Consider the following 24,464-nt stretch of genomic DNA (forward strand, 5'->3'; position numbering starts at 1 on the left):
CTCCCCTGTCAATATGACCTTCGGCGGTCATCCCCTCCTTCCTTCAGGAGTACATCTATACAGATACTTTCGCTGCATTCAGAAGGACGACACAGCAGCCAATCAAGTCCAATGATACCGGTGATTTTCAATGGAGGGATTTGGACCAACCGGCCAAGTCCCTCCATCGTGTCAATATAACAGCTAGAACTCCCTTTGCTCCACTACATCACAACTATCTCGCCGTTAATCAGCCTGACGATACACTGGCGGTTCTCATTCCGCAGGCGCAACGTCTGATCCCCGAAGGTGATATCCACCCCCGGGTGGGCAATGCCACACTCCAGCCGTCCGGAGTTTCGCTTGGGCGTTTTGTCCGCCGGATTCGGACTGCCCTCCGGAAAGCTGTCCTCCAGCTGCTTCAGCTTGATCTCCAACGCAGACATACGGATTTTGAGCCGGCCCATCTGACCCGACTTGGCCGGACTGTCCAACTGGTTTTTCAGCTTCTCCCGCTCCGCCGTCAGGGCCTGCAGCTCCTGCTGAAGGGTCTCCCGCTCAAAGCTGACGCAGGGGCGGCCTCCCAGAACGATGGAGGTGGAACGCTCTGACGGTGATCCCACCGTCTGGGCGTTGACCAGTTTGGCTGCCCAGATCCGGCCGCCGATAATGCTTCCCCGACCGGAGCGGACCACCACCTGTCCGCCGCAGTACACCTGCCCGTTGACGATGCAGTCGGTTTGCAGGGTCTCCCGGACAAAAATGGTGGAATTTTCAATATACTTGGCGAAAACACTCCGCTGGGAGCGGATCACTGTGCTCCCGTCCCCCAGGATGCCCTTGGCCACAATCAGGTCGCCTCCGGCCTCCACTGTACTGCCCGCCTCCACTGAGCCGTCCACATGGATACTGCCCTTGGCCCGGACGGTGAAGCCGCTGACGACATCGCCTCTGATGGTCACATCCCCGGTGAAGTTGATGTTGCCGGTGGAGAAGTCCACATCGCCGGGGACATCCCATACCGGCTTCACATGGAAGCAGTTCCCGCTGAACTCCAAATGTCCGTCCAGCGTGGAGAGCAGAGAGAGGCCGTCCTCGCTGATCTGGGTATTCTTCCCCTTGGGCAGGGTGACCGCCCGCCCGGCTTTGGCAGCAATCTCCTGGTCCAGCACAGTGCGGCCCGGCTCGCCCTCGGTGGGCGGGACCAGGCGGCAGATCTCCTGTCCCTTTTCTACGCTGCGGACAAGATTCAAGGAGGCGTAGTCCACCTGGTCATTCTCGTCCGGCTCCAGCAGCTGCTGGCTGGACCGGGGGAAGCGGTCCTCAACTTTGCCGTTCTCACCGTTGACAGCGGGCTTGCCCACCGCAACAAGGTGCAGTGTAAAATACCGGTCCTCCGCCTGAGAGAGCTGCTGGATCAGCTGCGTATCCAGACCCCAGCGGACGCCCCGATCCGCCAGCGCACGCTGAAGCATCTCGTCAGACAGCGCCTCGCCCTGTTCCGTCGGAGGGAACACAAGCAGCCAGGCATACAGGGAATCTGTTGAAAGAAATATCTGGGGTGATGCGTCCAGCGGCGGCAGCGCCGGCTTTTGAACGCCGGACGGGTCCTGGTCAGATTTTTGAGCTGCGGCCTCCCGGCGGGAGACTTCCTTCAGCCGGTCGCTGCAGATCTTGCTCAAGGTACCCCGAATCCTGTTCTTCTCCCGTTTCACAACCTCCCCCGGCAGCACACCGTCTGGGTCCAGCCGGAGGCTGGGAGAGGACAGCTGTTCCATGCTTGTTCCGCTGAGCTGATACAGCCGGAAGATGGCATGATCCCGGGGCAGGTCCAGCTGGTCCGGGTCCAGGATAGGGGGGGGCGGCGCGGCGGGGCGTTCTACCTCCGGCGCGGCTTGGACGGGTTCCTGCTGCTCTTCCTCCTTTTTCGACGCGGCGGAGAATAAAAGAGATTTCAATTTGCTCTTGAGTGACATGTACACTGCACCTCCATTCCATGGGCCTTCTATCTCACTATTATACGAAATATCTCAGATATTTACAAGCCTTATTTCCGTATTATTCAAAAAAGTATGGGCTAAAGACAGAAAATTCCGGCATTTCGTGATACCACCCAAGACAAACCCAGTGCGCGGCCCCGGCTTCGGGTCAGGCCCGATGGCGCCTGGGGCGATCCGGCCTCCATCCCAAAAGCTTCAAACAGATCATCTGCTCCTATTTTCAGCGTCCCCAATCCGTGTTTGACTTTCTCAAGCGAAAAATCCACGCCTCCGGGACGGTCTCTTCCATCAGCTCCCGGTTCAGGTTGTACCAGCTTCCGCACTTGTCTAGGATAATGGCGTCGGTGGTGACCACCTTCTCCAGGCGGGAGAGAACGCCGTCCACGCTGGGGTGAAGCTCCACCTGGACCTGGACCGGGCGGCCCTCCGCCTTGTCCAGCAGCAACGCCCGGAGGCGGCCTGAGTTGGATACCTGCTGGTCCAGATAGAACAGGGCTTCCTGAACCCCCAGAGTCTCCATCCGGTCCAGCAGCAGCTCCACCGCCCGCACCGTTTTGTCCACGATGCGGTAGCTTCCCCGCAGCCCGGCCAGGTCCCGGATGGTGCCGTCCATCCCCTCCAGGAGCAGAGAGCCGGACAGGGCCACCTCCAGGGTGATGATGGTGTTGAAGCCGTCCAGCACCAGAGCCTGCGGGGCCTCACGCAGCCGTTTCCGCTCCCGCTCAGCCAGGGCGGCGTGGGGCGAGGTCATCCGGGCCAGAGCCAGCCGCTGGCGCTCTGAGAGCAGGTGGTGGTTGCCCACAAAGGTGGAGGCGGATTTGGTGTCATAGCCCCGGTCCATCAGGAAGACCAGCTCCTGGGCGGCGGCGTTCAGCTTGACCGCAGCCTTGGGGCCAAATTCGGTGGTATCTTTCGGCATATAGCCGCGTTTTACGATTTCCATGGCGGCCTCATTTCTTTGATAGATTATTTCCCGTAAACCAAATACATAGGATCTGGTATAGTGCCGTGTACTGACAGCAGTACACGGCACTACATGTAGTCAGAGATATATTTGAGGTGCGCTTCACAGATATTTCGGCCAGTCCGTTAGAGCAAGCGCGAACACAAGCTGCTGTACTGCTCCTCGTCCACCGGCTCACACCACTCCGTGCGGGCCTCCGTTCCGGGGACCTCAATGGCCAGATGCTGGAACCAGCTGTCTTGGGCCGCGCCGTGCCAGTGCTTGACGCCGGCGGGGATGTTGACCACGTCGCCGGGGTGCAGCTGGCGTGCCTCCTGGCCCCACTCCTGATACCAGCCCCGGCCGCTGACACAGATCAGCATCTGTCCGCCGCCGCTGGAGGCGTGGTGGATGTGCCAGTTATTGCGGCAGCCCGGTTCAAAGGTCACGTTGAACACTGGGACCTGCTGGGTGGACAGGGGGGCAAGGTAGCTCTGCCCGATAAAATACTGGGCGAAGCTGTCGTTTTTCTCCCCCACGGGAAAGGCGGAGAGCCCAGTGGGGCGGTTCGTCTCGCCGCTGTCCTCGCCGTAGACCTCCTGGATCAGCGGGAAGGTGCTCCACGCCTTGGGCCAGCCGCAGTAGAAGGCCAGCTGAGTCACCAGCTCCACCGCCTCCTGCCGGGTCACTCCGTGCTCCTTCCCCAGTACCAGGTGGGACTTGAGCTGGGGATACAGTCCCGCCGAGAACAGTGCTGCGATGGTCGCCAGACTGCGGTCGCGGAGGGAGAGCTCCTCCTCCCGTGACCACACCTCGCCGAAGAGAACGTCATCGTTGAGCTGTGCGAATTTGGGGGCGAGACGCCCCAGGTTGTCCCGCCCTGCCGTCTGTTTTTTTGCCATAGCTGCTCCTCCTGTTTGTTATGGATGTTTCAGGGGCTGAAAGATATCAGGGCCGGCCTGTCCTGACCGTCCACAATCAGCACACTTGGATTCCCTTTGCTGGTATAATACCACAGGATAGCCCATATTTGTGAGGAAACTGTGAAGAAATAAAAATTTGTAATGATATGACTCGCAGGAGCCGAGGAATTTTTTATGATCCCTCAACATTTTCCTGTCTTCAATTGTGTTATAAACAGAGAGAACAGAAAGGAGGCGTCCGGTGTGGAGCCCATTCGCAGTCAAGAGGAGGTGGCCAGCCTCTACCAGCGGCACGTGGACATGGTGTATCAGATTTGTCTGATGCTGATGAAGAACGTACCCGACGCAGAGGACGCAGTCCAGACTGTTTTCCGAAAGGTGATGGAGTACCCCAAACCCTTTCGTGATCCGGAGCATGAGAGGGCCTGGCTGATCGTCACCGCCCGGAACGAGTGCCGCAACCAGCTCAAGCACTGGTGGCGGACCCGCCGGGAGAGCGAAGAGGTCTTTCAAGGGCTGACCTGGGAACAGCCGGAGGACGGAGACATATGGGAGAGTGTCCTGCGCCTGCCGGAGAAGTACCGGCTGACGCTGTATCTCCACTACTGTCAGGGCTACACCGCCCAGGAGACGGCGGAGATCTTGGGCAAAAATCCCTCCACCGTCCGTACCTGGCTGGTCCAGGGCAGAAAAGAGCTGAAAAAACTGTTGGAGGCGGAAGCGTATGGATAAACGGGACTTCAACCGGGTCTTTGACCAGGTGCGGCCCTCCCGGTCACAGAAGGAAACAATGCTGCGCCGCCTTCTGGAGCCGGAAAAGGAGGAGTTTTCTGTGAAGAAATTGAAAAAACTGACTGTAATCGCCATTGCCGCCGCGCTGATGATTGTCACCTGCGCCGCCGCCGTGGTGACGGGGCTGGACCAGCGGCTGCTGGACTACTTTGGCGCCAGCCCGGAACAGGCGCAGCTGCTGGTTCCCGGCGCTATGCCGGTGGACGTGACGGTGGAGGACAACGGAGCCGCCCTCCATGTGACCCAGGTGCTGATGGACCGGTATACCGTCCTGGCGCTGGCCGATTTCACCGCCCCCGAGGGGACAGTGCTGGACATGGACGAGGACCAGGAGGGCATTGACCGTGGCTTCGGCGGTATGGAACAGTCCATGCCTCAGCTGCTGGACCAGGCGGGTGAGCCCATCGAGCTGAACCAGAGCTGGGCGTGGAAGACCGAGGTGCTGCCCGACGGAGACCCGCTGGACAACCATTTGACATTGCTGCTGCGCATAGAGCTGAGCGAGGGCATCCAGCCGGACTGGAACATCAGCGGTCTGGCCCTGAACGGCAAGGACCTGGTCCGCTTTGATCTGGACCGGATGGAATATGTCACCGTCTATTCCGGCGACTGGTCCTGCCAGTTCCCCATCACCTGGCAGGATATGGGCCGCAGTATCCAGCCGGACCAGGTGGCCGGACAGCTGGACAGCGCGGATATTACGGTGAAGCAGCTGTATCTGTCACCCATGACGCTGCAAATTCAGCTGGAGCGGTCGGTTCCCGTGAAGCTGGAGATACAGTCCCAGACAGACGGGATGGTCTACAGCCGCTGGGTGTCGGCGGTAAACACCGAACGGATGTCGCTGACCACAAAAGATGGCCGGACCATTCCCCTGACAGAACTGGGCGGTACATCCAGTGACCGGGACCTGGATGCCGCCTTCCAGCTGGACGAGATCACCTCCTTGGAGGACCTCCAGGGAGGCACGCTGACCCTGCGTATTGGAGAGGGCAGCGTGGACATCCCCCTGGACGGTCTGACCCCGGCGGAGTAAATACACCTCTCAATGGGTTGAAATCAATGGGTTAAAACCGCCTGCCCCTTCCGTTTTGTACGGAGGGGCAGGCGGTTATTTTACTTACTGGGCGGCGCGCTGGGCCTTGACCTCGGCCAGGGCGTTCTTCCAGGCGTCCTCAAAGCTGCTGCGGAAGAGCACCACGGGGCCGTAGTCCTCATACTCCTCCTCGGTGATGCCGTGGACGTAGTAGGCCCGGCGGAACTCATCCACCTTCTCGGTGAGTTCGTCGATGACGGACTGGGGGATGGGCATGGCGAAGCGCTGTACCACAGGGGGGTCCTGCTCGATCAGCTGGTCGGCAGTGCCCTTCCAGTTGATGGTGACCACACAGTCGGCCCCCACCATCTCGGTGAAGTGGTGCAGGCCCCGGGCACCGCCGCCGATGAAGCGGATTTGGCTGCTGCGCTCCTTTACGGCGGCATAGGTCTTCTTGGCCACCGCCAGGCCGGCCTGCCACACCGCGTCGGGGGAGACGTCAATGCCCTTGTCCTGGACATACTTGGCCAGGTACTGGTCGTAGATGCCGGTGATGACGGAGTAGTATATGGGGGCGGGGTTGTCGATTTTGGCGCACACGCCGGCGTAGATGTCCGCGATATCCAGGGCCTGGCGGATGGTCATAATCTCGGTGGTGTTGATGGGGACCCGCTCCGGGGCCAGCTTTTTGATGGCCTTGATGCCGCCGGGGACCACGGGGATTTTGGCAGTCATATTGGGCAGATTGGCGGTGTTGTATTTGGCGTACTTGACGATGGACTCCTCGGTCTCGTCGAAGGGGTCGCCCTGGATGCTCACATAGCCGCACTGGCCGTGGGAGGCCTCGTACATGGGCATAAACTTCTGGGCGATGCCCTCCACCAGGGTCCGCTGGAGTTTGACCAGGGCCTGAGTGTCGTCGGGTTCGTCCTTCAAGATTTCCGCCAGCTTTTCCATGACATAGGGCCGCTCCTCGGGGTCCTGCATCATCTTCCAGGTGTAGGCGGGATTCTGAGTGCAGCCAGTGGCCCCGGCGGCGATGGCCAGGTCGGCCTGGCTGCGGGAGACGTTGTTGATCCACATACGGGTGGGCGTCTGGGCGTGTACGCGCTTAAAATAGGATTCTTTCATAATGGATTCCTCCTCAATTATATCCTGGATGTGTGGCGTCCGATTGATTTCACTATAACCAGTATACCGGTATACCGGTAAAATGTCAAGGCCAACACCGCACAAATTGCGGTCCCCCTTTTTGGTGGATTTGACTGATTTCCAGATTGTCAAAGTGGGAAAGGTTTTAGTTGACCCGACTCCCCGGCTTGGATATAATGGAGTTGTAATGAGAGGTGAGCTGCCATGGTGGAATACAGACCGCTCCAGGAATCCGCATACAACCACGTCCGGGACCAGGTGCTCTCCGGACAGCTTCAGCCCGGCGTGCTCTACTCCGAGACCAAAATGGCGGCGGAGCTGAACATCTCCCGCACGCCCATGAAGGACGCCCTGGTGCGGCTGAGCCAGGAGCGGCTGATCGATATCCTGCCCAGCAAGGGGTTCCGCCTCCACCAGATGTCCCGGGAGGATATTTTGCAGACCTGTCAGGCCCGCACCGCCGTGGAGGGCTTCTGTGCCATGCAGCTCTCCCGCAGCCCCAGCACCGCCGCCGCCCGGGAGACCCTCCGCGCTATGGAGGAGGCCCAGGCCGCCATGGGAGAGTTTTTGCAGGACGGAGGGGAAATGGAGGCGTTTCTGGACTGCGACCTCCAGTTTCACCAGGCTCTGGTGGACTTCTCCGGCAACGCCGAACTGCGCCAGCTGTTCAACTCCTACCACTACCGGCTCTATTTCATCGCCCGGGAGGCATTTCAGGTGGAGGGCCGGTTTCAGAAGGCCTATGAGGAGCACAGGACCATTCTGGACGCCGTGGCCGGCGACCCCTCCGGCGCCCGGGCCTATCTGGCCGTAATGGGGCACATGGAGGCAACCCGGGATATCCTGCTGGCCCACCACCAATAAAAGGAATACCCTTCGGTCCCGCCGTGGAGGGGAAACTTTACGCGGAAAGGAATACAAGAAATACATATGGCAATCTTCATCACAGGAGACACCCACGGGGACTTTATCCGCTTTCGCCCCGCCCTGTTTCCCCAGCAGTTCCACCTGACCAAGGAGGACTATGTTATCATCTGCGGGGACTTCGGCGGTCTGTGGGATAACGGTCCGGAGGACGAATACTGGCTGAATTGGCTGGAGGAACGGCCCTTTACAACCCTTTTTGTGGATGGAAACCACGAGAATTTCCATCTGCTGGCCCAGATTGCTCCAGAGCCCTGGCAGGGCGGTCAGATCCAGCGCCTGCGCCCCTCCGTCCTGCGCCTGATGCGGGGGCAGATCTATACCCTCCAAGGGCTTACCTTTTTCACTATGGGCGGGGCAAGCAGTCATGATATTGCCGGGGGCATCTTGAATCCCGACGACCCCCGGTTTAAGGAGACCCATCGCCGTCTGCTGCTCCAGGGGATCCCCCACCGGATCAACGGGGTCACCTGGTGGCAGGAGGAGCTGCCCTGTCAGGAGGAGTATGAGACGGCCCGGGAAAATCTGGAGCGCCGGGGCTGGGCGGTGGACTGTGTCATAACCCACTGTGCCCCCACTTTTCTCCAGAAGGAATTGACCCGGGGACAGTACCGGCCCGACGCCCTCACCGAATTTCTGGAGGAGGTATTCCAGCGGTGCCGGTTCCAGCACTGGTATTTCGGCCACTACCACCAGCACCGGATGCTGGGGACGCATTGCACTCTGCTCTATGAGGAAATTGTACCCATTCGAACATGAAAACGGCTCCGGGAGGGTCCCGGAGCCGTTTTTGTATTTATTTGCCCGGCTTGAAGCCGTCCTTCAGGCTGACCGCCCGGTTGAACACCAGTGCGCCCGGCTTGGAGTCCCTGCTGTCGGCGCAGAAGTAGCCCAGCCGCAGGAACTGGAAGCGGTCGGTGCTCTGGGCACCGGCCAGGGATGCCTCCAGCTTGCAGCCCTCCAGCACCTCCAGAGAGCCGGAATTCAGGCACTCCAAAAAGTCCTTGTCGCCGCCGTCGGGGTTCTCATCGGCGAAGAGGTTGTCGTACAGCCGCACCTGGGCGTCCACTGCGGTGGCGGCGTCGACCCAGTGGATGGTGGCCCCCTTCACCTTCCGGCCGTCGGCGGGGTTGCCCCCCTTGGAGTCGGGGTCGTAGGTGGCCAGAATTTCCACCACATTGCCCGCCTGGTCCTTGACGCAGCCTGTGCATTTGATGAGGTAGGCCCCCTTCAGCCGGCACTCGGGGCCGTCGGGGTACAGCCGCTTGTACTTGGGGATGGGGGTCTCCATAAAGTCCTCCGTCTCCACATACAGGTTCCGGGAGAAGGTGACGCTCCGGGTCCCGGCGGCGGGGTCGTTGGGGTTGTTCTCCACCTGGAAGGTCTCGCTCTGGCCCTCGGGGTAGTTGGTGATGGTGAGCTTGATAGGCCGCAGCACCGCCATGACCCGCTGGGCGTGGTCGTTCAGGTCCTCCCGCAGGCAGTGCTCCAGGAAGCCAAATTCCACGGTAGAGGTGTTCTTTGCCACACCGATCCGGTCGCAGAAATTGCGGATGGAGGCCGGAGTGTAGCCCCGCCGGCGCAGGCCGCACAGGGTCGGCATACGGGGGTCGTCCCAGCCGGAGACATAGTGCTCCTCCACCAGCTTGCGCAGCTTCCGCTTGGACATAACGGTATAGTTGATGCCCAGCCGGGCAAACTCAATCTGCCGGGGCTTTGAGGGCACGTCGGTGTTGTTGATGACCCAGTCGTACAGGGGGCGGTGGTCCTCATACTCCAGGGAGCACAGGGAGTGGGTGATCCCCTCCAGGGCGTCCTGAATGGGGTGGGCGAAGTCGTACATGGGGAAAATACACCACTTGGTCCCCTGGCGGTGGTGCTCAATATAGCGGATGCGGTAGAGCACCGGGTCGCGCATATTGAAGTTGCCGCTGGCCAGGTCGATCTTGGCCCGCAGGGTGTACTTGCCCTCGGGGAACTCGCCGTTTTTCATCCGCTGGAACAGGTCCAGACTCTCCTCCACCGGGCGGTCCCGCCAGGGGGAGCGGGCGGGGGTGTTTACGTCGCCCCGGTACTCCTTGAACTGGTCGGGGGTCAGCTCGCACACGTAGGCCAGACCCTTTTTGATGAGACCAATGGCCAGCTCGTAGGTCTTCTCGAAGTAGTCGCTGCCGTAGAAGAACCGGTCGCTCCAGTCAAAGCCCAGCCAGTGGATGTCCTCCTGGATGGCGTCCACAAACTCGGAGTCCTCCTTGGCGGGGTTGGTGTCGTCCATACGCAGGTTGCAGATGCCGCCGAACTTCTCAGCGGAGCCGAAGTCAATAATCAGTGCCTTGCAGTGGCCGATGTGCAGATAGCCGTTGGGCTCGGGGGGAAAACGGGTGTGGACCTGCATCCCGGCAAAGCGCCCCCCGGGAGCAATATCCTCGGTGATGAACTGATGGATAAAATTCTGGCTCTCTGTCCCGCCCTCTTCTGCGGCGGCAGTTTTGATCTCGTCAGACATGGGCTTCTCTCCTCCTTTGTCAATGGGTCTATTTTACACCAGAAATCCTCTCCGCGCAAGTATTTCCTGAAATCCCTTGCTCCTTTTGGAAAAAGAGCATATAATAACTTCGATCTTCCTTTTTTCTTTGGAAAGAAAAAAGGAAGCGAAAAAGAAACTTTCGCGCAAAACTCCGCAAGCTTCGTTTTGTGTCCTGTCCTCCTCCCGGGGCGGGCCGGCATGGGAGCGCGGGGAAAAAACGGAGCGCAGCGGAGTTTTTTCCAGAAGTTTTTTCTTTTGCTTCTTTTCTTTTTTACAAAAAAGAAAAGAAGAGTAAGGAAGGTGAAAGGGAATGTACGATATTCTGGTTCTAGGCGCGGGCCCGGCGGGGCTGGCGGCGGCGGTGGCGGCCCGAGGGCGGGACAAGAGCGTTCTGGTGATCGGGAACCGCTGGCAGGACAGCCCGCTGGCCAAGGCGGAGCGGGTCGACAACTATCTGGGGCTGCCCGGACGGACCGGCATGGAGCTTCTGGAGGAATATCATCGCCACGCAGAGGGAGCGGGGGCTGAGTTTGTCACCGGCAAGGCGCTGTCCCTGCTGGTCTGGAACGGCTTCTCGGTGACGGTGGGCAGTCAGGTGTACCAGGGCCGGGCGCTGGTGCTGGCCCCGGGGGTCGTGCGTCAGGCGAAGTACCCCGGCGAGGGGGAGTATCTGGGCCGCGGGGTCAGCTACTGCGCCACCTGTGACGGGATGCTCTACCGGAACCGGCCCGTTGTGGTGGTGGGGCTGTCCGCCGACGCCCCCCAGGAGGCCAACTACCTCCACAGCCTGGGCTGCCAGGTGGTCTACGTCTCCCCCCGACCGGCCCAGGGGCTGGAGGAGGGCATCCCCTATATGAAAGCGGGGCGGCTGGCCGTGAAGGGTGAGCGCTCCGTCACCGGCCTGGAGGCGGACGGAGCCCTGCTCCCCTGCGACGGGGTGTTCATCCTGCGACGGGCGGTGGCCCCCACTGATCTGCTGCCGGCCCTGGCGGTAGAGGATGGAGTCATCCAGGTGGACCGGCGGATGGCCACCAACATTCCTGGGGTCTTTGCCGCGGGGGACTGCACCGGCGAACCCCTTCAGGCGGCCAAGGCGGTGGGAGAAGGCCATGTGGCCGGCCTGTCCGCCTGCGCATATTTAGACGGGTAAATACCAAAGAAAGGAAGATGTTTTATGATTCATTTCAACAAGGAGCGCTTTGACCAGGCCCTGAAGGGGGAGAAACTGGTGATGGTGGATTTTTGGGCCCCCTGGTGCGGTCCCTGCATGATGCTCGGCCCTGTGATCGAGAGCCTGGCGGAGCAGTATGAGGGCAAGGCCATCATTGGCAAGGTGAATACCGATGAGGAGGCGGAGCTGGCCATTGCCTATCAGGTGAGCAACATTCCCACTGTCATTTTCTTCAAGGACGGTAAGGAGATTGACCGCAAGGTGGGGGTCATGCCCCCCAATTCCTATGTCCAGACCCTGGAGCAAACCCTATAAGCGCGATAGCCCCCTTGTATCCCGATTGGACGAACAAATGGGATACAGTTTGTGTTTGGATATGGGCAGCTTCCCATAAAAACGCCGGAGGAATTGGAATTCCTCCGGCGTTTTCTGATAATTGTGGGATCAGAGGATGGAATAGGAGCCCTTCCCCTCGTTTTTGATCTTATACATCGCCTTGTCCGCCCCGGAGCTGAGACTCTCGTAAGTCCTGCCGTGGGTGGGGGCGCTGGAGATGCCAATACTGACGCTGATGGTGTGGTCGATGCCCTCGATCTTGAGGTCATGAACCCGGTCCAGCAGCTCCTGGGCCTTCTCCCGGGCCATACCCTCGTTGTCCGAGCCGGACAGGAAAGCCACAAACTCATCGCCGCCCACCCGGGCCACAATGTCGTCGGTTCGGAAGGTCTCATCCAGAATGTTCCCAATGGCAATCAGCACCTGATCTCCGGCGGCGTGGCCGTAGGTGTCGTTAATGGATTTGAAGTCGTCCAGGTCCAGCATGAAGAGAATGCCCCGGGAGATCTGCTCCAGACGGGCGTCGATTAGCTTCACGCCGGCCCGGTTGTACAGCCCGGTGAGGGGGTCCTGCTGGGCCTGCTGGCGCAGCTCCAGCTCCCGCACGATTTGGGCGCTGATATCGGTCAGGGTCCCAATAACCCGAATTACCTTGCCATTGGGGTTATACACCGCCCTGTATTGACTGCGGTACCAGCTGTAGTCCCCATTTCGCCGCTTCATGCGAATGCGGTCGTGTTCAATCTGGTCCGGGGTCATATGGGATGCCCGCTGAAGAATTTTGCACACCTTTTCTATCTCGTCCGGATGGAAAACAGAGGCAATATTTTTGTTCTGAATGACCCCGGTCAGACGAGGAGTGTCCAGCGCCAGGGTTTCCAGGGCGTTGGAGGTAAATTCCAGGGTGTCATTGGCACAGTCATACTCAAAGAGAAGGGTATCCTTGAACTGGGCCAGGGCGTCATAGCGCAGCTTCTCCTCCGCCAGCTTGGCCCGCTGACGCCAGATCATAGCCGCCAGTACAGCACACACCACCAGGCTAATCAACATGACCCCGGTCTGCACCATGGAGCTGCGCTCAATCTGCACGTTGGGGGACTGGGAAAACTGCACAATCCGCCAGTCATTATAGCCGATAGGGGCCCAGGCGGCGTAGCACCGGCCGCCCCGGGGCTCGTAGTTGAAGGAGCCGGACTCCCTTGTCTGATAGACCTGGGAGAAGGCCTGTTTATCCGCATCGGTAATGTCGTTGCCGTCGCTGAGCTCCTCCAGGAGCTGGCCTGTCCCCCCCGTCACGCCGCCGAAGACCACTTGGCCGTCCGCCCCGGCGATGACGCTGTGGACGCTGTGGAAGAAAGTGGAGTGCTGCCCCTGCTGGAGCAGGGTGAGGGCGCTGATTTTGGTCTGGAGCACGCCCCATACCTGCCCCTTCCACTCCACCGGCTGGAGCACCACCACATACTCCTCCTCGTCCGGCTGGAAGATGAGTCCGCTGATCCCCGTGTTGCCCGCCTGGACCGCACGCAGCAGTTCCGGTTCCGCCTGTCCCCAGGGGGCGGCGGTCAGCTCTCCGGCGTCCAGATAGCTCAGCTCCATGCGGTCGTCCACCAGATTGAAGGTTTTCACCGTCAGCTCTGCCAGGCTCTTTTCCGGCACGGCGGCCTCCTCCTGAAGAAGCAGATTGGCGTTTTTCATGGCGGTTTCGGCATAGTGGATCAGATAGCCAGCGCCGTCGCCCGCCTCCACCGTGTGGGCGGTCAGGCTCTCGTTGAGCATCCGGTCCAGCTCCGTCTCCACCGCCCGATAGCGGATAAACAGCATCCCGATTAAGAGAATCAGCAAAATTGCGCCGCATATTGTAAGCAGAACAGCCGACCAGGTCATGGTCTGTTTACTTTGTTTGGTCATACTCCGCCTCCTTCTGTTCTGTTACAGCCCCTGTCATCCCTCCTATTTTACACCATGAGATATGTTTTGTAAAGATAAAAGAAGGAAAAAACTTAAAATCTAACCAGGTGTCACCAGCGCCTCGCCGGCCAGGTTTATATCCCCCGCGCCCACAGTGAGGATCAGGTCCCCGGGCCGGGCCAGCTCCGCCAGACGGGCGGTCACGGCCTCCAGACTGCCCGCATACTCCGCGCCGGGGATGTGCTGCGCCAGCTTCTGGGAGGACATACCCAGAGTATCGGTCTCCCGGGCGGCGTAGATATCCGCCAGTATCGTGATATCGGCCAGCTTCAGCACGGCGGCAAAGCCGTCGAAGAGGGCGGCGGTACGGGAGTAGGTGTGGGGCTGAAAGGCACACAGGACCCGCTCATAGCCCAGAGTTTTGGCCGTGGTGAGCAGAGCCCGCAGCTCGTCGGGGTGGTGGGCGTAGTCGTCGTATACATCGGCTCCATGATAGGTCCCCTTCCGTTCAAAGCGGCGGCCCGCCCCGGTGAAGGCGTCCAGCCCCTTTTCCACCGCCTCGCCCGGCACTCCCAGCACATAGGCGGCAGAGGCGGCGGCCAGGGCGTTGGAGAGGTTGTGTTCTCCCCCCACCCGGAGGGACACATGGGCGTATTTCTCCCCATGGACCACAATATTAAAGGTAGGCAGGCCGTTCTCCCAAGTGATATTTTCGGCGCGGCAGTGGGCATCGTGGTCCGTCAGACTGAATCGGAACAGGGACTTTTGGAAGCCCGCCAGGGTTTTCCGCACGTTGGCGTTGTCCCAGTTAGCCACCACATAGCCGCCGGAGGCGGGGATCAGCTCCGCAAACTGCCGGAAAGACCGCTCAATGTCCTCCAGGTCCTGGAAGAAGTCCAGATGGTCGGCCTCCACATTGAGAATCACCGCCACCGTAGGGGCAAAGGACAGGAAGGAGTTGCAGTACTCGCAGGACTCGGCAATAATGGTGTCCCCCTGCCCCACCCGGTGCCCCGCTCCCAGGATGGGCAGGGTTCCGCCGATCATCACCGAGGGGTCCCGTCCGGCAGCAAGAAAGATGTGGGTACACATGGAGGTGGTAGTGGTTTTGCCGTGGGTCCCCGCCACGCACAGGGCATTTTTGTAGTGCCGCATCAGCGCCCCCCAGGCCTGGGCCCGCTCGAAGACGGGGATGCCCCCCGCCAGGGCGGCGGCGATCTCCGGGTTGTCGTTGTGGACGGCGGCGGTTCGGATGACGCATCCCGCCCCCGCCACGCTTTCCGGCAGGTGACCGATGACCACCGGGATGTCCAGAGACCGGAGATGGGCCACGGCGGCGCTCTCGCTCATATCAGAGCCGGTGACCGTGACCCCCTTCCCCTTCAGCACCTCGGCCAGGGGGGCCATGGACACGCCGCCGATCCCCACCAGATGGACACGCTTGCCCGGCTGGATATAATTCTCAATATTATCATTCATTGGACAGCACCTCTTTATTCTGCTTTTTCTCTATTCTATCCATTTTTCACCAAATGGGTGCGAATTTTTACCTGTCCATCGCCAAATTGTAGAGCTGATTCCGGGACAGCCCCAGCTCCTTAGCCGCCCGCTTCACCGCGTCCCGCAGGGAGAGGCCCTCCTCCCGCAGCCGCTCCACCAGGACCAGGCCGTCCTCCAGGGTTGGCTCCAGCTCCTCGGGCCGCTCCGCCCCCCGGACCACCAGCACAAATTCCCCCTTAGGGGTGTTCTCCTGATAGCAGGCGGCGGCCTGGCCCAGAGTTGTGCGGACAATCTCCTCGTGGAGCTTGGTCAGCTCCCGGCACAGGGAGACAGTCCGTTCGGCGCCAAAGGTGTCCGCCAGGTCCTGGAGGGTCGCAGCCAGCTTGTGGGGGGCCTCATAAAAGATCATGGTGCGCTGTTCCCAGCGGAGGGACTCCAGATGGGCCCGGCGGTTCTTCTTGTTCATAGCCAGAAAGCCCTCGAAGGTGAAGCGCCCCGTGGGCTGTCCGGAGACGGCCAAGGCAGTGACCAGTGCGCAGGGACCGGGGACAGCGCACACCGGAATGCCCAGTTGGGCGCACTGGGACACCAGTTCCTCCCCGGGGTCTGAGATGGCTGGCGTGCCTGCGTCGGTGACCAGGGCGCAGCTCTCCCCCGCCAGCAGCCGGTTCACAATGGCCCGGCCGCTGGCTTCGGTGTTGTGCCGGTGGTAGGCGGCCATAGGCTTCTTAATGCCCAGGTGGTTGAGCAGCTTCACAGTGACCCGGGTGTCCTCGGCGGCGATAAAGTCCGCCTGAGCCAGAGTATCCGCCATACGCGGGGAGATGTCCCCCAGATTGCCGATGGGGGTTGGGACTAAATAGAGAGTTCCGCTCACCTTACGCACCTCCGCGAAAAAAGTCAGTTTGAAATATTATAGCACAGACGGGGAAAATGTGGTATCCTTTTCTTATAAAAACCGGGAGGCAACGCCGTGATGAAACAGGAACAGCTGGGACCCTACACCCTCACCTGGCCGGAGGGCGTCTTTCCCCTGGGGGGCGACACGCTGGCCCTGGGAGAGTTTGCCAGCGTGAAGCGGAGGTGGCGGGTGTGCGACCTGGGGACGGGGAGCGGGGCTCTGCTCCTGCTGCTGGCCCGGCGGGAGAAGGAGCTGTCCCTCACCGGCATTGACATCGCACCTCTGGCCGCCGGGACCGCACGGGAGAATCTGGCGGCCAATGGTCTGCCAGGGACGATCCTCTGCGGGGACCTGCGGGAGAAGCCCCTGGCCGCTGGCAGCTTTGACCTGGCGATCTCCAATCCACCCTACTTCCCGACAAACAGCGGCAAAAGCGGCGGCCCTGCCCGGAGCGAGGAGCTGTGTACCCTGGACCAGCTGTGCGCCGCCGCAGGACGGCTGGTGAGGAACGGGGGGCGGTTTGCCCTGTGCCACCGTCCGGAGCGGCTGGTGGATGTGCTGTGCGCCCTGCGGGGACACGGGCTGGAGCCTAAGCGCTTGAAGCTGGTCTCCCACAGGCCGGGGCATCCCCCCAGCCTCCTCCTGGCGGAGGCGGTGAAGCAGGGCAGGCCGGGGCTGAGCATTGAGTGCTGACAGCAAAAGAGACCGGCGGGGGCCGGTCTCTGCTGGAGTCTAATGATTCTGAAAATCCGCCTTCATCGCCTGGAACCGCGCCTCGTCCCCGAAGAGCTTGGCAACGGTGAAGGCAATGATTTTGGCCCCATCAGCCAGGGCCTGGTGTCCCCGTGGGGTCTTCACCGCCGCGGCGAACTCCCGGGTGTGGATGGCCACCTCCGGGTCCACCAGCTGAAGACAGGGGTGGAAGCCGGGACAGGCAAAGCTCACGTTGCCCATGTCGGAGGAGCCAAAGAGCTTGTCCGGGTCGCCGTTGAGGGGCAGGCCCAGCTCGGCGTAGACCTCCTTCAGAGCGGCGGCGCCGGCGGGATTGGGCTTGAGATTGTCGTAGACGGCGGCGGTGGCCACCTTGTCCCAGGTGGTCTGGGTTGCAATGGCCGCCCCCCGGGCGCAGTCGTCCACCTTGTCCACCAGCTCCTGGAGGTAGTGTTTGTCCAGGGCCCGGATATAGAACTCCGCCGTCACCTCCTCGGGGACGATATTGGGGGCCTCGCCGCCGTGGCGGATGATGCCATGGAACTGGGCGTCGGGCCTGCTGTGCTGGCGCAGCATATCCACGGCGTGGAACATGAGCTGGGCGGCGTTGAAGGCGTTGGCCCCCTCCCAGGGGGCGGCGGAGGCGTGGGCCGCCCTGCCGTGGAAGCGGTAGAGGTAGGAGGCCAGCCCCTGGAGCTTGGGGGCGATGAGATTGGAGTTGTACAGGTGGACCATGATGGCCATGTCATAGCCGTCAAAGACTCCCTGCTCCACCATGCCGCACTTGGCCCCGTCGGTCTCCTCTGTGGGGGTCCCTACGATGTGAATGTCGGTGTCCAGCTGATCCTGGAGCTCCGCCAGCGCCAGCGCCGCAAGAATGGTGATGGAGCCCGACAGGCAGTGGCCGCAGGCGTGGCCGATTTCGGGCAGGGCGTCGTACTCCGCCAGAAGGGCCGCCCTGCGGCTGCGGCGGTTTTCTCCCCGCACCGCCCGGAAGGAGGTGTCCAGCCCCGCAAAGGGGTACTCCACCTGCCAGCCGTGGCGGCGCAGCAACTCCACAATGGTCCTGGAGGTCTGGTACTCCTGGCCGGAGAGCTCCGGATGGTCCGCGATCTGGTCGCTGAGGGCGGCCAGCTCCCCCTGGTATGTCTGGATCTTGGAGCAGATCAGCGATGTATACTCCTCATAGCGCTTCATTATAATCTCCTCATGATACAATGTGCTCTCCCCATCCCCCGGCGGGGAAGGGGAGAGAAATTTTATTTAGAATGGCCCCAGGTTCATCATTTGGGCGGCAATGACAAAGGCCGCGCCCAGCAGATATTGCAGACCGATGAGGGGCAGGATCCACTTGGCCCACTTGGCCCAGGGGATTTTGGCCATAGCCAGGCCGGCCATAAAGTAGCCGGAGGTGGGGGTGAAGATGTTGGAGATGCCGTCGCCGATCTGGAAGGCGATGCAGGCGGTCTGCCGGGAGACCCCCACCAGGTCGCCCAGGGGGACCAGGATGGGCAGGGAGACCGCGGCCTGTCCGGAGCCGGAGGGCACCAAGAAGTTGAGCAGGCACTGGAAGATGTACATCCCCACGGCGGCCACCATAGCGGGCAGGCTGCCCAGCACCCCCGCCACAGCGTGGAGGACGGTGTGGAGGATCTGACCGTCGGTCATTACCACCAGAATGCCCCGGGCGATGCCCACCACCAGAGCGCCGGTGGTCACATCGGCCATACCCTTGCCCAGGATGGCGGCGTAATGGTTCATGCCCTTGCCGGACACCAGGCCCACAAGGATGGACATACCCAGAAACAGGGCGGCAATCTGGTCCATATACCAGCCGTAGAGAAGGACGCCTGCCACCAGCAGCACAACGGAGCCCACAAAAATCAGCAGAATGATGACTTCCCGGGTCCCGAAGCTGGGGAGATTGTCCAGGTCCATGGTGTCCTCTCGGGTCCTGTCAAACTCGCGCATGGAGGACAGCTGGGGGTCCTTTTTCACCCGGAGGGCATACCACAGAATATACCCGGAGGTGAGCAGGGTCATAAAGATGTAGAGCATGATTCGGAACTCCATGCCGGACAGGGAGGGCAGCTCCGCAATGCCCTGGGCCACCTGAACGGTGAAGGGGTTGATAAAGGCCCCTGTGAAGCCAGCGGCTGTTCCGCACAGCACAATGGCGGCGCCGGTCATGGAGTCGTATCCCATGGCCACGCAGATGGAGACAAAAATGGGGATCAGGGGGATGGTCTCCTCCGCCAGGCCGAACACCGCCCCGCAGATGGAGATCAGTATGGTGACCAGGGGGAGCATGACCCAGGACGCCCCCCGCATGGCCTTGACCAGCCGTCCGATTCCGGCTTCAATGGCCTTGGTATCGGTGACCACCGCCATTGCGCCCCCCACAATAAAGATGAAGAAGATGATCTGAGCGGTCTCCTGCATTCCCCGTGGGACCGAGGTGAGAAACTGCATCAGCGTGACTGGGGTCGGGTCCACGTGGTGGTAGGTGGCCGCGTCCACCACGGTGCGGTCGTTGATCTCTACCATGTCATAGACGCCTGCGGGGATGATATAGGTCAATACACTGCAAATCAGGATGATGGCCAGCAGCAGAATATACACATGGGGCACTGCCAGCTTGAATTTCTTTTCGTTCATCGTCGTTTCCCTCCACAATTACAAACCACATTTGCCACGCCTGAGGGATGTTCTCCTGGCGGGGTTATTAACAGTATAGTACGGTAAAGCGCTGATTGCAAGAGGGGAAATGAAAATTTATGCACAATGTATGCAAAAGTCTCCCGTCGGCTTTTTTCTTTGTCAATCCCTACAAGCCCTGTGTTTTTGCCATATCTCCCATTTGTGTGAGGTATTTTACATTGCTCCTGGCAGCCATTCTGCCCTGTGGCCCATCGCCGTATGAATAATTATTAGTTCCTCCGAGTCCATAAAGCCGCCCCCGCTCCCTAGCCGAAGCCGGGGAGCGGGGGCGTTTTTTATGTTGGATCGAAACGTCTCGCTTAGAACAGACCGGTAATCTTGCCGTTCTCGTCCACGTCGATCTTCTCGGCGGCGGGGACCTTGGGCAGACCGGGCATGGTCATAATGTCGCCGGTGAGGGCCACAATGAAGCCGGCGCCGGCACACACCTTCAGGTTGCGCACCGTGACCTCAAAGCCCTTGGGCGCTCCCAGCAGGGCCGCGTTGTCCGAGAAGGAGTACTGAGTCTTGGCCATGCAGATGGGCAGATCGCCAAAGCCCAGGTCGGTGAGCTGCTGGGCCTGCTTTTTGGCGTTGGGGGTTAGGACCACCTTGTCGCCGTGGTACACCTGGGTCACAATGGTGTTCAGCTTCTCCTCAATGGGGGCCTTCTCATCATAGACGAAGGAGAACTTGTTGGGCTCCTGGCACAGCCGGACAACCTCCTCTGCCAGGGCAATGCCGCCCTCGCCGCCCTTGGCCCATACCTCGGACAGGGCCACGTTGACCCCCAGCTCATTACACTTGCGCTCCACCAGGTCCAGCTCGGCCTTGGTGTCAGTGGGGAAGGCGTTGATAGCCACCACGCAGGGCAGGCCGTAGACATTCTTCACATTGTCCACGTGCTGGAGCAGGTTGGGCAGCCCCTTCTCCAGGGCCTCCAGATTCTCGCTGTTCAGCTCGGGCTTGGGTACGCCGCCGTGGTATTTCAGCGCCCGGACGGTGGCCACAATGACCACTGCGGAGGGGGTCAGGCCGGACTTGCGGCATTTGATATCGATGAACTTCTCAGCCCCCAGGTCGGCGGCGAAGCCGGCCTCGGTGACGGTGTAGTCCCCCATCTTCAGGGCCATTCGGGTTGCCATCACGGAGTTGCAGCCGTGGGCGATGTTGGCAAAGGGACCGCCGTGAATGAAGGCGGGGGTGCCCTCCAGGGTCTGGACCAGGTTGGGCTTCAGCGCATCCTTCAGCAGGGCGGCCATAGCCCCCTCCGCCTTCAGGTCGTGGGCGGTGACCGGTTTGCCGTCATAGGTATAGGCCACGATCATCCGGCCCAGCCGCTCCTTCAGGTCGGTGATGGAGGAGGACAGGCACAGCACTGCCATGATCTCGCTGGCCACGGTGATCTCAAAGCCGTCCTCCCGGGGGACGCCCTGCATCTTGCCGCCCAGGCCGTTGATGATGTGGCGCAGCTGGCGGTCGTTCATGTCCACTGCCCGCTTCCAGGTGATCTGCTTCACGTCGATGCCCAGGGCATTGCCCTGCTGAATGTGGTTATCCAGCATGGCGGCCATCAGGTTGTTGGCCGCGCCGATGGCGTGGAAATCGCCGGTAAAGTGGAGGTTGATGTCCTCCATGGGCACCACCTGGGCGTAGCCGCCGCCGGCCGCGCCCCCCTTGACCCCGAACACCGGCCCCAGGGAGGGCTCACGCAGGGCCACGGTGGCCTTTTTACCCAGCTTGCGCAGGCCGTCGGCCAGGCCAACAGAGGTGGTGGTCTTGCCCTCCCCGGCGGGGGTCGGGGTGATGGCGGTGACCAGGATCAGCTTGCCGTCGGGGGTATCGGTCTCGTTGAGGAGCTTGCAGTCGATCTTAGCCTTGTAGCTGCCGTACATCTCCAGGTACTTCTCGTCGATGCCGGCGGCGGCGGCAATTTCGGTAATGCGCTGAGGGACGTGCTCCTGGGCGATCTCAATATCGGATTTGATGCTCATCTTTGCGGGCCTCCTGCTTTCTATAAAATTTGATTGTACTGCTCCGGGAAGTGCCCCGGCCTTTGACTGTCTCCATTATAACGCACAACGCAAATTCCGTAAACCACATTTTTTTCTCCCTCTGCGACAAACGCTTTTTTTCTTAAAGTAAAACAGCGTCTCAGCCCCTCTTTTCAAAGCCGGCCTCCAAGCCGCCGGTCAATCCCTTCTCTCCCAAGGTTTCTTTTGCGCAGTATCGTATCAGCGAAATAGTTCATCAGCGTTCAGCTGTAATACTGTACAGGTAACTTTTGTTTTTTCGCCACTTTTTTGTTGATTTTAACGACTATGTGTGGTATGATATCAATGTGTCAAGGCCCTGCTGGAGAGGGGCTCCTGTTCCTGGAAAACCATCCTCCCGGAAAAGGAGATCCAGCCGGACCGCAAAAATCGGAAGAGGAACATATTTAAGAAAGAGGGGTACATTTATGCCAACAAAGGAATCCAAAACCCGCACCGCACGGCTGCCCAACGTAGTTGAGGCGCTGTTCCCTATCGTGGTGATGATGGGCCTGATGATCTATGGCCTGAACTTCACCGACGAGCTGTATGTAGATGCCCATATGCCGCTGGCCGTGTCCATTGTGGTGGCCTGCATCGTGGGCTGTATGTGCGGCCACAGCTTCTCTGACATGCTGGCTGGTATGATCGACCGGCTGAACGCCACCATGGAGGCCATCCTGATCCTGTGTACGGTGGGCCTGCTGGTCGCCTCCTTCCTCATGTCGGGCACCATCCCCGCCCTGATTTACTACGGGCTGAATCTGCTCACTCCCCAGCTGTTCCTGCCTGTGGGCTGCTTCCTGTGCGCCATTGTAGGCCTGGCCTGCGGCTCCTCCTGGACCGCCACCGCCACCATGGGTATCGCCATGCTGGGCATCGGCGCCGGTCTGGGTATCCCCGCCCCCATCACCGCTGGCATGGCCATCTCTGGCGCCTATGTGGGCGACAAGTTCTCCCCCCTGTCCGACACCACCAACCTGGCCGCCGCCGTGTCCGGCACCGGCCTGTTTGACCATGTGACCGCCATGGTGTCCACCACCGCCCCCACCTTTGTCATCTCCCTGGTTCTGTACGGCATCCTGGGTGTGGCCACCAGCAGCGGCAACTATGACCCCACTGTGGCCAAGGACATCCAGACCGTGATTGCCTCCGGCTTTAACATCAATCCCTTCCTGCTGGTCCCCATTGTGGTGGTCATCGCAGCCTGCATTATGAAGCTGCCCGGTCTGGTGGGCGTCGCCATCTCGATCTTTACCGGCGTCCTCTTCGCCGTCATCTTCCAGGGCGTGGACAGCCTGGCCGCTCTCTTTGATATGCTGCACTACGGCTACGGCTTCGGCGTCGACACCGCCGACGAGCTCCTTGTTGCGGCAGAGGCCGCCGCCATGAACGTCAGCCCCGATGCCTACACCACCGTGTGCAGCCTGCTCAACCGGGGCGGCATGGACCACACCATGTGGACCATCAACCTGATCCTGCTGGCCGTGGCCTACGGCGGCGCCCTGGAGCGCTGCGGCTGTACCGAGGCTCTGTTCGGCAAGCTGAAGAACAAGCTGAACTCCGTAGGCAGCCTGATTTTCGCCACTATGGCCACCTCCCTGTTCTGCGACGCCACCATGTGCGACCAGTTCCTGGGCATTGGCGTCCCCGCCCCCCTGTATGTGGAGAAATACGACGAGCTGGGCCTGGGCCGCAATATGATGTCCCGCACCCTGGAAGACTGCGGAACCCTGTGGGCCGCCATGTTCCCCTGGACCGGCTGCGGCGCCTATCAGCAGGGCGTGTTCGGCATGAGCCCCTTCGTCTACTTCCCCTTCGCCTTCGTCAATCTGCTCAATCCCATCTACGCCACCATCACCGCTTTCCTGGGCCGCAACATCTTCTGGGCTGACGGCTCCTACACCAACATCTTCGGCAAGACCAAGGCCGGCAAGCCGGCTCAGGCCCCCGCTGACGCCCACGAGAAAGCCGTGAAGAACCTGGAGGCCCGCCGCGCCGCCGGCAAGGCCCCCAAGATCAGCGCCTGATCCACTCCGTTTTCGAGTTTTGATAAGAAAGGAACCCGCCTGTGAGCAAACGATCTCTCCCCTGGGCCGATTTGACCGGTCCAATCTACAGCCCCCGGGAGCTGAAGCCCCGGAAGCCCTATGTCATCTACACCTGCTGGGCCATGGTGGTCCTTCTGTTGGTGGGCGGCATCTTGACCCGTTTCAAGATCGCCCTGGTTTTCGGCGCCCTCTACACCCTCACACTCCTGACAAAAAAGGACGTGGCGGTGACCCAGCGGGGGCTGGAGATCTTCTATCAAATGAAAATTACCACCAACTACAACTTCTGGCCCTGGGAGGAGATCAACGCCATTGTGGTGGAGGACCGGAACCACCCTGACCTCATTGCCCTCCACTTCGGGCGGGGCAACGCCAGCAAACGCTTCTTCTTTACCCGGAAGGACACCCAGGAAATCCTGATCTTGGCCCGGGAAAAGAATCCAAGTATTCCAGTACGCTCAGCAACCGACAATCCTCGGGGTTTCTCCCGCAAACGGATCTGAGCATCTGCGGCCCTCGAAGGGACCCCTGCCCTTTGGGGGCCGCCCTTGATTTGGTAAGCTCCCGGCCTTTTGCCGGATAAAATAACAATAAAAGTGAGGTAAGCTCCTATGATTATGAATCCTTCCGCCATCAAACACGTAGTCCTGGACGGCCACAGCCTGACGTTAGAGAGCTTTGTTGCCGTCTCCCGGTACCACGCCTCTGTGGAGCTGGCGGCCTCAGCATTGGAGGCCATGCAGAAGTCCCGCGCCCTGGCCGAGAAAATTGCCAACGAGGGCCGGGTCGCCTATGGCATCACCACCGGCTTCGGCGACTTCCAGAAGGTGGCCGTCCCCGAGGAGATGAGCAATCAGCTGTCCACCAACCTGATCCT

The 24,464-nt window shown here is 60.7% G+C and carries 21 protein-coding genes; 10 read left to right on the top strand and 11 right to left on the bottom strand.

Annotated elements, in window-relative coordinates; all coding sequences use genetic code 11:
• Positions 1 to 203 precede the first annotated feature (203 nt).
• The 3 genes from D1646_RS03350 to D1646_RS03360 form a co-directional block, all read right to left on the bottom strand.
• Positions 204 to 1,955: a FapA family protein gene (locus D1646_RS03350; protein WP_160635082.1), complete on the bottom strand. Its 1,752-nt coding sequence runs from the start codon at positions 1,953 to 1,955 to the stop codon at positions 204 to 206.
• 244 nt (positions 1,956 to 2,199) lie between these two features.
• A complete protein-coding gene (locus D1646_RS03355; RefSeq protein ID WP_160635083.1) occupies positions 2,200 to 2,922 on the bottom strand; it encodes a DUF434 domain-containing protein in 723 nt (240 codons plus the stop codon).
• 146 nt (positions 2,923 to 3,068) lie between these two features.
• Complete coding sequence (locus D1646_RS03360; protein ID WP_160635084.1) at positions 3,069 to 3,824, bottom strand: carboxymuconolactone decarboxylase family protein; 756 nt, start codon at positions 3,822 to 3,824, stop codon at positions 3,069 to 3,071.
• Positions 3,825 to 4,088: 264 nt separating this feature from the next.
• On the opposite strand from D1646_RS03360, the gene D1646_RS03365 reads away from it, so the two are divergent.
• Positions 4,089 to 4,577, top strand: a complete 489-nt coding sequence (locus D1646_RS03365) for an RNA polymerase sigma factor (RefSeq protein WP_347565123.1) — start codon at positions 4,089 to 4,091, stop codon at positions 4,575 to 4,577.
• Complete coding sequence (locus D1646_RS03370) at positions 4,570 to 5,673, top strand: DUF4179 domain-containing protein (protein WP_160635086.1); 1,104 nt, start codon at positions 4,570 to 4,572, stop codon at positions 5,671 to 5,673. The genes D1646_RS03365 and D1646_RS03370 overlap by 8 nt, the downstream gene beginning before the upstream one ends.
• Before the next feature lie 84 nt (positions 5,674 to 5,757).
• On the opposite strand, the gene D1646_RS03375 is transcribed toward D1646_RS03370, so the two are convergent.
• Positions 5,758 to 6,804, bottom strand: a complete 1,047-nt coding sequence (locus D1646_RS03375) for a transaldolase family protein (RefSeq protein WP_160635087.1) — start codon at positions 6,802 to 6,804, stop codon at positions 5,758 to 5,760.
• 225 nt (positions 6,805 to 7,029) lie between these two features.
• On the opposite strand from D1646_RS03375, the gene D1646_RS03380 reads away from it, so the two are divergent.
• On the top strand, positions 7,030 to 7,689 hold the full coding sequence (locus D1646_RS03380; RefSeq protein ID WP_160635088.1) for a GntR family transcriptional regulator: 660 nt from the start codon (positions 7,030 to 7,032) through the stop codon (positions 7,687 to 7,689).
• Positions 7,690 to 7,755: 66 nt separating this feature from the next.
• Complete coding sequence (locus tag D1646_RS03385; protein WP_160635089.1) at positions 7,756 to 8,508, top strand: metallophosphoesterase family protein; 753 nt, start codon at positions 7,756 to 7,758, stop codon at positions 8,506 to 8,508.
• Positions 8,509 to 8,545: 37 nt separating this feature from the next.
• On the opposite strand, the gene D1646_RS03390 is transcribed toward D1646_RS03385, so the two are convergent.
• Positions 8,546 to 10,255: a glutamine--tRNA ligase/YqeY domain fusion protein gene (locus D1646_RS03390; protein ID WP_160635090.1), complete on the bottom strand. Its 1,710-nt coding sequence runs from the start codon at positions 10,253 to 10,255 to the stop codon at positions 8,546 to 8,548.
• A gap of 331 nt (positions 10,256 to 10,586) precedes the next feature.
• Here D1646_RS03390 and D1646_RS03395 point away from each other — a divergent pair, with 331 nt between their 5' ends.
• Together D1646_RS03395 and trxA are read left to right on the top strand one after the other, a co-directional pair.
• Positions 10,587 to 11,426, top strand: a complete 840-nt coding sequence (locus D1646_RS03395; protein ID WP_160635091.1) for an FAD-dependent oxidoreductase — start codon at positions 10,587 to 10,589, stop codon at positions 11,424 to 11,426.
• Positions 11,427 to 11,450: 24 nt separating this feature from the next.
• Positions 11,451 to 11,762 (top strand): thioredoxin, encoded by a 312-nt coding sequence (gene trxA / locus D1646_RS03400; RefSeq protein ID WP_160635092.1) that lies wholly within the window; start codon positions 11,451 to 11,453, stop codon positions 11,760 to 11,762.
• 129 nt (positions 11,763 to 11,891) lie between these two features.
• On the opposite strand, the gene D1646_RS03405 is transcribed toward trxA, so the two are convergent.
• The 3 genes from D1646_RS03405 to rsmI form a co-directional block, all read right to left on the bottom strand.
• On the bottom strand, positions 11,892 to 13,691 hold the full coding sequence (locus tag D1646_RS03405; protein ID WP_160635093.1) for a diguanylate cyclase: 1,800 nt from the start codon (positions 13,689 to 13,691) through the stop codon (positions 11,892 to 11,894).
• A 99-nt stretch (positions 13,692 to 13,790) separates the two neighbouring features.
• The gene (gene murC, locus D1646_RS03410; RefSeq protein ID WP_160635094.1) at positions 13,791 to 15,170 is read right to left on the bottom strand and encodes a UDP-N-acetylmuramate--L-alanine ligase; all 1,380 of its coding nucleotides are present in this window, start codon (positions 15,168 to 15,170) and stop codon (positions 13,791 to 13,793) included.
• Positions 15,171 to 15,237: 67 nt separating this feature from the next.
• A complete protein-coding gene (gene rsmI / locus D1646_RS03415) occupies positions 15,238 to 16,068 on the bottom strand; it encodes a 16S rRNA (cytidine(1402)-2'-O)-methyltransferase (protein WP_160635095.1) in 831 nt (276 codons plus the stop codon).
• 99 nt (positions 16,069 to 16,167) lie between these two features.
• Between rsmI and D1646_RS03420 the strand changes: the two genes are divergently transcribed.
• Positions 16,168 to 16,785 (top strand): methyltransferase domain-containing protein, encoded by a 618-nt coding sequence (locus D1646_RS03420; protein WP_201754535.1) that lies wholly within the window; start codon positions 16,168 to 16,170, stop codon positions 16,783 to 16,785.
• A 39-nt stretch (positions 16,786 to 16,824) separates the two neighbouring features.
• Here D1646_RS03420 and D1646_RS03425 read toward each other — a convergent pair whose 3' ends face one another.
• The 3 genes from D1646_RS03425 to D1646_RS03435 form a co-directional block, all read right to left on the bottom strand.
• Positions 16,825 to 18,000, bottom strand: a complete 1,176-nt coding sequence (locus D1646_RS03425; RefSeq protein WP_160635097.1) for a M20 family metallopeptidase — start codon at positions 17,998 to 18,000, stop codon at positions 16,825 to 16,827.
• 66 nt (positions 18,001 to 18,066) lie between these two features.
• The gene (locus tag D1646_RS03430) at positions 18,067 to 19,461 is read right to left on the bottom strand and encodes an AbgT family transporter (RefSeq protein WP_160635098.1); all 1,395 of its coding nucleotides are present in this window, start codon (positions 19,459 to 19,461) and stop codon (positions 18,067 to 18,069) included.
• Between the two features lie 362 nt (positions 19,462 to 19,823).
• Positions 19,824 to 21,497 (bottom strand): formate--tetrahydrofolate ligase, encoded by a 1,674-nt coding sequence (locus tag D1646_RS03435; RefSeq protein ID WP_201754531.1) that lies wholly within the window; start codon positions 21,495 to 21,497, stop codon positions 19,824 to 19,826.
• A gap of 467 nt (positions 21,498 to 21,964) precedes the next feature.
• Here D1646_RS03435 and nhaC point away from each other — a divergent pair, with 467 nt between their 5' ends.
• From nhaC to D1646_RS03450, 3 genes are all read left to right on the top strand, one after another.
• Positions 21,965 to 23,566 carry a Na+/H+ antiporter NhaC gene (nhaC, locus tag D1646_RS03440; protein WP_160635099.1) on the top strand — a complete coding sequence of 534 codons (1,602 nt, stop codon included), beginning with the start codon at positions 21,965 to 21,967 and terminating at the stop codon, positions 23,564 to 23,566.
• Positions 23,567 to 23,607: 41 nt separating this feature from the next.
• The gene (locus D1646_RS03445) at positions 23,608 to 24,090 is read left to right on the top strand and encodes a hypothetical protein (RefSeq protein ID WP_160635100.1); all 483 of its coding nucleotides are present in this window, start codon (positions 23,608 to 23,610) and stop codon (positions 24,088 to 24,090) included.
• Between the two features lie 108 nt (positions 24,091 to 24,198).
• The coding region (locus D1646_RS03450) for an aromatic amino acid lyase (RefSeq protein WP_160635101.1) at positions 24,199 to 24,464 on the top strand (266 nt) is incomplete at its 3' end.

This window comes from Pseudoflavonifractor sp. 60 (assembly GCF_009911645.1).
Taxonomy (GTDB): Bacteria; Bacillota; Clostridia; order Oscillospirales; family Oscillospiraceae; genus Lawsonibacter.